7 protein-coding genes and 1 pseudogene are annotated in these 8,519 nt (G+C 69.9%); 3 read left to right on the top strand and 5 right to left on the bottom strand.

The window, feature by feature from the left end; translation table 11 throughout:
* A pseudogene (locus tag AB0M45_RS20050) lies at positions 1 to 206 on the top strand (IS110 family transposase); the annotation flags it as partial.
* 8 nt (positions 207 to 214) lie between these two features.
* Here the strand turns inward: AB0M45_RS20050 and AB0M45_RS20045 are convergent.
* The 3 genes from AB0M45_RS20045 to AB0M45_RS20035 all read right to left on the bottom strand — a co-directional run bounded on the left by AB0M45_RS20045 (position 215) and on the right by AB0M45_RS20035 (position 1,887).
* Positions 215 to 340 carry an iron chelate uptake ABC transporter family permease subunit gene (locus tag AB0M45_RS20045; protein ID WP_364330960.1) on the bottom strand — a complete coding sequence of 42 codons (126 nt, stop codon included), beginning with the start codon at positions 338 to 340 and terminating at the stop codon, positions 215 to 217.
* A gap of 17 nt (positions 341 to 357) precedes the next feature.
* A complete protein-coding gene (locus AB0M45_RS20040) occupies positions 358 to 567 on the bottom strand; it encodes a hypothetical protein (protein ID WP_364330965.1) in 210 nt (69 codons plus the stop codon).
* Between the two features lie 378 nt (positions 568 to 945).
* Complete coding sequence (locus AB0M45_RS20035; protein ID WP_364330922.1) at positions 946 to 1,887, bottom strand: hypothetical protein; 942 nt, start codon at positions 1,885 to 1,887, stop codon at positions 946 to 948.
* Positions 1,888 to 2,120: 233 nt separating this feature from the next.
* Here AB0M45_RS20035 and AB0M45_RS20030 point away from each other — a divergent pair, with 233 nt between their 5' ends.
* Both AB0M45_RS20030 and AB0M45_RS20025 read left to right on the top strand, forming a co-directional pair.
* Positions 2,121 to 2,513, top strand: a complete 393-nt coding sequence (locus AB0M45_RS20030) for a hypothetical protein (protein WP_364330919.1) — start codon at positions 2,121 to 2,123, stop codon at positions 2,511 to 2,513.
* 17 nt (positions 2,514 to 2,530) lie between these two features.
* Positions 2,531 to 6,808: a cation-translocating P-type ATPase gene (locus tag AB0M45_RS20025; protein ID WP_364330917.1), complete on the top strand. Its 4,278-nt coding sequence runs from the start codon at positions 2,531 to 2,533 to the stop codon at positions 6,806 to 6,808.
* Here AB0M45_RS20025 and AB0M45_RS20020 read toward each other — a convergent pair.
* Together AB0M45_RS20020 and AB0M45_RS20015 are read right to left on the bottom strand one after the other, a co-directional pair.
* Positions 6,789 to 7,622, bottom strand: a complete 834-nt coding sequence (locus tag AB0M45_RS20020) for an alpha/beta fold hydrolase (protein ID WP_364330957.1) — start codon at positions 7,620 to 7,622, stop codon at positions 6,789 to 6,791. The two genes, AB0M45_RS20025 and AB0M45_RS20020, sit on opposite strands and share 20 nt — an antisense overlap.
* A 234-nt stretch (positions 7,623 to 7,856) precedes the next feature.
* Entirely contained in the window at positions 7,857 to 8,510 is a 654-nt protein-coding gene (locus tag AB0M45_RS20015) for a PadR family transcriptional regulator (protein ID WP_364330954.1), read from the bottom strand.
* Between the last annotated feature and the right edge of the window lie 9 nt (positions 8,511 to 8,519).

Here is an 8,519-nt window from a genome sequence, read left to right as displayed (position 1 = left end):
CCCTCAAACGCGTCTTCTACCAATCGGCATTCATCGCCGTGGGCTGCAACCCCACCAGCAAGATCTACTACCGGCGCAAACGATCCGAAGGCAAGCCCCACCACCAGGCCCTGATCGCCCTGGCCCGCCGACGCGTCAACGTCCTGCACGCCATACTCCGCAACCGCCAGCCCTACCACGCCACCGGCTCCACCACCGCTGCTTGACAAACGCATTAGAGAGCCTCCCTGCGCCGGGCGAGCAGGGCCAGCAGGGGCGCGCCGAGGAAGGCGGTGACGATCCCGACCTCCACCTCGGACGGACGGGCGACCAGCCGGCCCACGATATCCGCGGCGAGCAGTAACAGCGGGCCCGCGATCAGACAACCGGGGACGAGCAGCCGGTGATCACCCTCGCGTCGCGGCCCTCGCCGCCTTCGATCAAGGCCGCCACGACCGTCGACACCGGTATCGAACGCGCACCTGCGGCAAGGCTGAGAACAAGGCACAGCAGCAATGCGGCAAACCCCAGGAACAGCACCGGGATCGGATACCGCCCGGTAGCGCTCTTCACATCGGTCGAGGTCATGGAGCCAGAGCTTAGGATAGCCCTGCCTAAGTTTGTCAACATCGTCGAGCTGGTCGAGCGACCTGCAAATCCGAACTAGCAACGCTTCAGAGTAGGGCGCCGCTGGTGTTTCACATCGCCGGCCGCCGACGGGGCGAGCACCTACTCCAACGCAAGAGCCGGGCCGTCATATCCGCGCCTACCGAGCCGATCAACGTGCAAAATCGGACAAATGGCGCCTCGGCGGACGAGACCTCGTTCGACCGCAGACGCATTCGCCCGTCGAGCCGGTTGGGACTCCCCCGATCGAGTGCACATCACTAACGCACCCATGGATTGTCAACCCGCAGAGCATGTGACGACTATCTCTCAGGCGACTCACAGAAAAGCCCGTGCGGCCTATTGCCGCATAGTCGGTTCCACCGTTCCGATTTCCACACCGGCGCCTGTCGGCAGGTCGGCAAGTGTCAGCACGTTGTGGAGGTGGTGCACACCTGGCCCCACGCTGGTCGCGGCACGAGTGGCAGCAGCGGCCAGCAGCGCGGTGGCCCGGGACTGGCTGCGACCACGCGCCCAGCGCGTGAGCCCGGATTCGGTCCGGGCCAGGACCGTCCACTCGTCGCTTCCCGGAAGAGGAAAACCGTGCGGCATTCCGGCCGCGCCGGGGATCCAGGTTGCGAGGCTCAGCCCGAGTGTCGCGATGCGGGAATCGAGGGCAAAGTAGGTGCGCACACGAACAGCCAGGTCACGGGTCAGCACATGCTGATCGGAGAAATCGGCCCGGAACAGTCGACGCCGTCGGCGGCCGGGGAGCTCGAAGGCCTGGGGCCGGGTGTAGTTGCGAACGCACTCGTCCTCGGCCCGGAACTTCCGGCCGAGCAGGCGATACGACCACTCGGTCGCGGCCGCCCCGTGCCGCTCCCCCGCACCGAGCAGCACGGCAATGTCGATGGGTTCCGGTGACTGGGCATGCACGGCGGCAGCCAGGAGATTGGTCAGCCCGGGCGCCAGCCCGACACTGAGGATCACTGGACCAGCCGGGGCCGACTGCTCCAGCAGAGCTACGTATTCAGTGGACGCGGTGACGTCCACGAACGCCGATCCGTGCGCGGCGGCCTGCTGCGCCAAGCGCGGATCCTCGGAACCAGAAGCGTTGACGACGACGTCGATCCCGTCGAGCGCTTCGCGGTAGGACCGCAATCCCGATTCGCCGAGGTCGATTCGGACATCCGCGCGGGCCGGGTCACGTCCGGCCACCAGGACGATGTCACCGGATCGCCGCAGTTCGGTGATCAGGTGCCGGCCGACTGCTCCGTATCCACCCAGAACGAGAACGCTCATCGCGGTTTCCCCTCCCCTTCGCCCTGTCATGCGACATATCACTCCTTGACTAGAGCGCCACTATAGCGAAAGTTTACTCCGGCTGCCCCACCATGCTCGCCGCAGGGCGATGCCCGCGTAGGTGACCAAAGTCCATTCACCGCACCGCCAAGGAACGTAGCCGCTCGGGGCCGACCCGGCTTGGCTGGATCACATACGCAGCGAGGAGGGCCAGGACGAAGGAAGGGATGGTCATGTCCGAGAAGACAACGGCCAGGAAAGCCCGGGAATCCGGTACCGAGGCGAAACCTGCGGTGGCCGAATCAGGGACGAAGCCGTCGGCAACCGGATCGGGAAAGGCGCCCGCCGGGCACGATGGATTGCGTGTCCCGATCCCGACGGTCGGAGTACGGATGACGCGAGTCCCGCTGCTGCCCGGACCTCGAACGGTGGCCAGCGGTGTTTCGTCGGCGACGGCGGCCGTGCGGCAACGCGTGCCGGATCGGGAGTCGCTGCTGTACTACGGCGGGCTCGGAACGGCGGCCGCCACCGGGCTGGTGTCGTGGCCGGTGGCAGCGGCGATCGGCGTCGGGGTCTGGGTGGCGGAGCACGCCCGCCAGGAATCCTCAGCCGACAGCGCCGCGTAGAACCACGGCATCCCGACATGTTCGGCATCGGAAGAGCCGCGCGATTCGTGTCCACGCTGGCCGCGGACACGGTACGCGCAACAGGCAACGAAGTGGTGGGACGGCAGACCTGGGCGCGCCCGGGTCGCGCGCACATCGAGACCCGCGGCGTGCACCGCACCGACGCTCCCCCGGGCTATCTGGACGCCCTGCGGCAAGCCGTGGGCGGCGCCAACGGTGTGCACTGGGTGGCCGTCAACGGCATTCTCGGCGACGTGGTCGTCGATTTCGACCCCGAACGCGTCGATGTGGCGGCGCTGCGGAACATCATCGCCGAGGTCGAACGCACACACGGAATGGCAGACCTGCCCCGCAACCGGCCCGTGCATCCGGGTGGGTTCGAGCCAGTGTTCGACGAACTGCTCACCCTCGGCGGTGACCTGCTCGGCGCGGCCGCCGGCCTGGTCGGGCGGATGCTCCCGCTGCCGACTCTGCAACCGGAAAGCATCGCGCTGATTCCCGCCATCGACCTGATACCCGGCTTGCGCCACCACCTCGACGTCCGATTCGGCGCGCTACGCGTGGAAACCGCGATCGCCTTGACGAGTTCGGTCATCGGCGCGGCCGCGCATACGCCACTGTCGGCCGTGGCCGACGCCGGACTGCGGGCGGTGCAGTTGCCCGCGGCACTGGCGCGTCGGCATACCTGGGAATCGCGGGAGCCCGAACTCGCCACGAATGCCCGTGTGGCGGCCGCGTCCGCGCAACCGCCACCAGAGGCGCGCCCGGTCCCGCTGCCACCCGGACCGGTTGACCGCTACGCGATCCAGGCCGGTGTCGCCACGGCTGCCACAGCCGCGGTACTCCTGCCCATCGGAGGCGTCACCAAGGCCGCCAGGGCCATCGCCCTCGGCGCGCCACGGGCGGCCCGGATGGGAGCGCAGGCCCACGCCGCGGTGCTGGGCCGGATCCTGTCCAGTCGCGGCGTGCTGGTCCGGGATCCGGACGCGCTGGATCGCCTGGACCGCATAGACACCGTCGTCATCGACGCGAGCGTGCTCATCGACCACGGCACCGCCGAACTGGCGCCGCTCACCGAGGCCGTTATCGCGGCAGCGCACGCGGTGGGCCGCGTCGTGGTCGCGCCGGGAGCCTCCGGCATGGCCGAACGGGTCGGCGCGGACGGTGGCATAGGTGGCGGCGCGCACCTGGCCGACTCGGTGCACGAGTTGCAGGCGGAGGGACATGTCGTGCTGCTGATCGCCGACCACAACCGCCCGGGATTGGCCGCGGCCGACTGCGCTGTCGGGATCGTCTGCCCCGACCGCGCTCCGCCCTGGGCGGCCGACATCCTCTGTGGTCCGGGGCTGTCGGACGCCTGGCTCGTGTTGCGTGCCTGCGTGGCGGCGCGGTTGGCCAGCGAACGGAGTGTGCGGCTGGCCATGCTCGGATCTGTGTGCGGTGCGCTGCTCGGCCTGCTCGGACCCCAGCGCGGAGCGTTTCAGCGCGGCTCCCTCCCGGTCGGCGTGTCCGCATTGATCGCGCTGGGAGCCGGTGTGTGGTCCGCGGGAAGTCTCGCGCGGATGCCGTTGCCGCCGACCGCCGACGACACACCGTGGCACGCCATGCCCGTGGCGGAGGCGCTGGCGGCCCTGCAGACCGGCAGGCTCGGGCTGTCCCCCGAACAGGCCGCGCGCCGCCGCACCGACTACTCCGAAACCGACGAGCGGACCGAGCGGCTGTGGCGGGCGGCCATCGCCGAATTGGACACCCCGTTGACCGCCCCGCTCGCCGCGGGCGCTGGCGCCTCCGCCGCCAGCGGCTCGGCACTCGACGCAGGTCTGGTCAGCCTGGTGATGCTCGGCAACGCCGTCCTGGGCGCAGTCCAGCGGATCGCGGCGAACCGGGCGGTGCGCCGGCTTGCCGATATGGGTGCGCTACGGGCCAGGATGCTTCGTCACGCTCATGAAACCCTCGCGCCCGCGACCGAACTCGTCTCCGGAGACATCGTCCTGCTGCGGGCCGGTGACGTCGTGCCGGCCGACTGCAGGCTGATCGACGCCGACCACCTGGAAGTCGACGAGTCCAGCCTGACCGGTGAATCCATGCCGGTGCCGAAGGACCCCGCGCCGGTCGAGACCGAAGCGGTGGCCGAGCGAGCCAGCATGCTGTACGCCGGAACCACCGTCGTCGCCGGAACCGGCACCGCTGTCGTGGTCGCCCTCGGCCGCGCCACCGAAGTGGGACGCAGCGGCGCGCTGGCCGACACGGAGGAGGCCGCGGGCGGAGTCGAGGCGCAGTTGCGTGCGCTGACGCTGATTTCGATGCGGGTCGCGGTGGGTGCCGCGGCGGCCGTGCTCGGCCTGGGACTGCTGCGCGGACGTCTGGGCGCAAGCGTCGCATCCGCCGTCGCGCTGGCCATGGCCGCCGTGCCGGAAGGACTGCCGTTCGCCGCGACGGTCGCTCAACTGGCCGCCTCGCGGCGCCTGTCCCGGCGCAATGTCCTGGTACGCACACTGCGGACGCTGGAGGCATTGGGGCGGGTGACCACCGTATGTTTCGACAAGACCGGCACACTGACCGCAGGACATATCGAGCTGCGGCGGGTCAGCGATGGTCGTCGTCATGAGCCACTGGACGCGCTCGGCGCCGGCCGCCGCGCGGCACTGGCCGCCGCGTTGCGCGCCACGCCGCTCGATCCGGAAGGCCGGCCGCTGCCACATCCCACCGATCGGGCCGTGGCAGAGGGCGCCGACACCGCCGGAACAACCCGCGACCAGGGCGAGCCCGGCTGGACCATGGTGCAGGAATTGCCGTTCGAGCCCGGCCGGGGGTTTCACGCGGTCCTCGGACGCACCGACGGGCGTCATCTGATCAGTGTCAAGGGCGCGCCCGAAATCGTGCTGCCGCGGTGTACCGGCCGCCGACGTGACGGCGCGACCTATCCGTTCACCACGGCCGATGCCGACGAACTCCGGGAAACCGTGGAAAATCTTGCCGAACAGGGCTTCCGCGTCCTCGTCGTCGCCGAGCGCGCGGCATCCCAACGCGGCGAACTCGGCACCGACCGCGTCGACCGGCTGGAGTTCATCGGGCTGCTGTGCTTCGCCGATCCGGTCCGGCCGACCGCCGCGGCGGCGGTGCGCGACCTGCGCGCCGCCGGTGTCGACGCGGTCATGCTCACCGGCGACCACCCCCACACGGCCGCGGCGATCGCCGCTGAACTCGGCCTGCGCACCTCGGGCCGGGTGATCACCGGCGCCGAGGTCGAGACCCGCGGCGAGCAAGAGCTGGCGGCGCTGGTCGCGGAGACGGCGGTCTTCGCGCGGGTCACCCCGGCGCACAAAGCGGCGATCGTGCGGGCGCTGCGCAACGCGGGCCAGACGGTCGCGGTCACCGGCGACGGCGCCAACGACGCACCCGCGATCCGGCTCGCGGATGTCGGAATCGCGTTGGGCCCGAGAAGTACCCCCGCCGCGAAACAGGCCGCCGACATCGTCGTCACCGATGAGCGCATCGAGACCATCGTCGACGCCGTGATCGAGAGCCGCGCCCTCTGGCGCTCGGTCCGCGACAGTGTGTCGCTATTGGTCGGCGGCAATTTCGGCGAGATCATCTTCACACTGGTCTCGTCGCTGCTGTCGGCGCGTCCGGCGCTCAACGCGCGACAGCTGCTGGCGGTCAATCTGCTCACCGATCTGCTACCCGCGCTGATCGTCGCCGCCCGGCCACCTCGCGGGGTCACTCCGGAGACACTGCTGACCGAGGGGCCGGACACGGCGGTCGGCACGGCACTGAACCGGGATGTGACCATACGCGCGCTCGCCACCACCCTGTCCGCGTCGGGTGGATGGCTCGCGGCGCGCCTCGTATGCCCGCAGCGCAAGGCCGGGACCGTCGGGTTCGCCGCCCTGGTCGGCGGCCAGCTCGCGCAAACCATCGCTGCGGCGCACGGTGACCCGCTGGTGCTGGCTGCCGGGATCGGATCGGCGGTACTGCTGTTCGGACTCGTCCAGTTCCCTCCGACGAGCTATTTCTTCGGTTGCCGCCCTCTGGGCCCGCTGGGCTGGGTCATCGTGCTCGCCGCGAGCGCCACCGCGCCGATGACCGCTCACCGCGCTGGAGAGGTACTTGATACCGGCGGACACAACGGCGTTCGACAGGGACATGGAGCTCCGTCTCGACGAGCCGACAACGGTGACGATCGCGGGGACGGCGTCCGGCACGACCGGCCGAGGGCCGCAGAACCTTTTCGAGCACGCGAGCCTTCGGGATCGGTAACCGGGCACGATGGCGTCAGGAATTCCCGGCGATGATCACTTCGGGGATGCCGGTGCCGAGCGCAACCGGCCTGCACACGGGGGCGGGACTGCTTGGATCGAGCAGCGTGAGCAACAACTCCTGCACGAACGGGTCGTACACCATGTGGAAGTGCCCGGTGAGGTCGGACGGACAGAGATCCTGCAGGGCGATGTTCCGCGCGCCCGGCCCGCGCAGCGCGATGTTGTCGAACGGCTGGATCATCTCGTCGACGCGGCTGCCGACGGTTACGTACCGCACCCCCGGCACGGTATCGCCACCCGCGTTGAGCTCGAGCATGATCGGTGAGCCCTCGGCCTGCTGCACGGCGGCGAGCGACGTCACCCGAGCGAACGCATCCAGGGCGCCGGGAATCGATTGGGCGATCGGGACCAGCCCGTACATCACGCCGCCGTATGTTGGGGAGGCGAGCCCCACCCACTGTCCGACCTTGGGTGCGCCGCCGAGCTTGTTGACGTAGTAGCGGGTCACATTGGCGCCCTGCGAGAACCCGACCATATCGACCTTGCTCGCGCCGGTCGCCGCGAGCACTCGGTCGACGAACGCGCCGACCTGGTGGGCGCTCAGCACCAGATCCTCGGTACCGTAGCTCTCCGCGCCGGGAGTGCCTCCGTAGTTCAGCGCGAACACGCAGAATCCGGCCCCGGCCAGGCGGGGCGCGATGGCGGACCAGTCGGAGTAGGCCGTGGAGTCGGTTCCGTGCGCGAGCACCACCGGCCGGGGATGGGCCGCGCTCGGTACGCAGCCGAAATCATTGGTGCCCATCGGAGTGACATTCGGGTGGCTCTTCTGGTACCACGCGGCGGCCAGATGGTCCGGCTGCGGCGGCGCGGCGTGCGTCGGCACGTCGGCGGGGCGGAATCCGCCCGGCTCGGCCGACGCCACGCCGAGACCTAGCGTTGCGGCCGCGGCGAGGGCGAAGGCCAGCACGGCCCTACACAAGTGTGAATAACCCCAAGTTCCCAAACCGGTCGGCTGTCGCATATCACAATGATCTCTCCGATCGGCTCGAAATGCCCGCTGTATCGGGGTGTTTCGCCTCCCCTACTTCTCGGGGGTCTCGTCCTCGGCGAGAATCCGGTAAAGGGCCTTCCTGGTCTCGGTGAGCAGCTCCGCCGCACGCGCCGCCTGCTGCGGTGTGCCGGCCGCGGCGACCTGTGCGACCGCACCCATCAGCTGTCCGACGAGTGCGCGCAGATCCATCGCCTGTGCGCCGACGTCCTGCTTGACCTCCGCCCACGGATCGCCCAGTTCGTCCCGATGGGCCGTGACGTACTCGGTGCCCGCCTCGGTCAGCTTCGCCGTCTTACGCCCGGCGACCTTCTCGATGAGCACCAGACCCTCGTCTTCCAACTGCGCCAGCGCGGGGTAGATCGACCCCGGGCTCGGCCGCCAGACGTCGTCGCTACGCTCGCGGATCTGCTGGATGAGTTCGTAGCCGTGCATCGGCCGCTCGGTGAGCAGGAGCAATACCGCAGCGCGCACGTCGCCGCGCCTACCCCGGCCGCCGCGACCGCGACCGCGGCCGAAGTGCGGGCCGAAGCCGGGCCCGAAACCCGGGCCGAAGCCGGGCCCGAACTCCGGACCCCAGCCATGCCTGCCACCGCGGCGAAAGCGGCGCCCGTGCTCGAAACCATCCGGGCCCGGCAGCGGCCCGCGGCCGCGCCGTCCGAATTCTCGGTGTTCGCTGTGTTCCATGTCGGCCTC

Source organism: Nocardia sp. NPDC051787 (assembly GCF_040681325.1).
Taxonomy (GTDB): domain Bacteria; phylum Actinomycetota; class Actinomycetes; order Mycobacteriales; family Mycobacteriaceae; genus Nocardia.
This window is presented reverse-complemented; position numbering and strand designations above follow the sequence as displayed.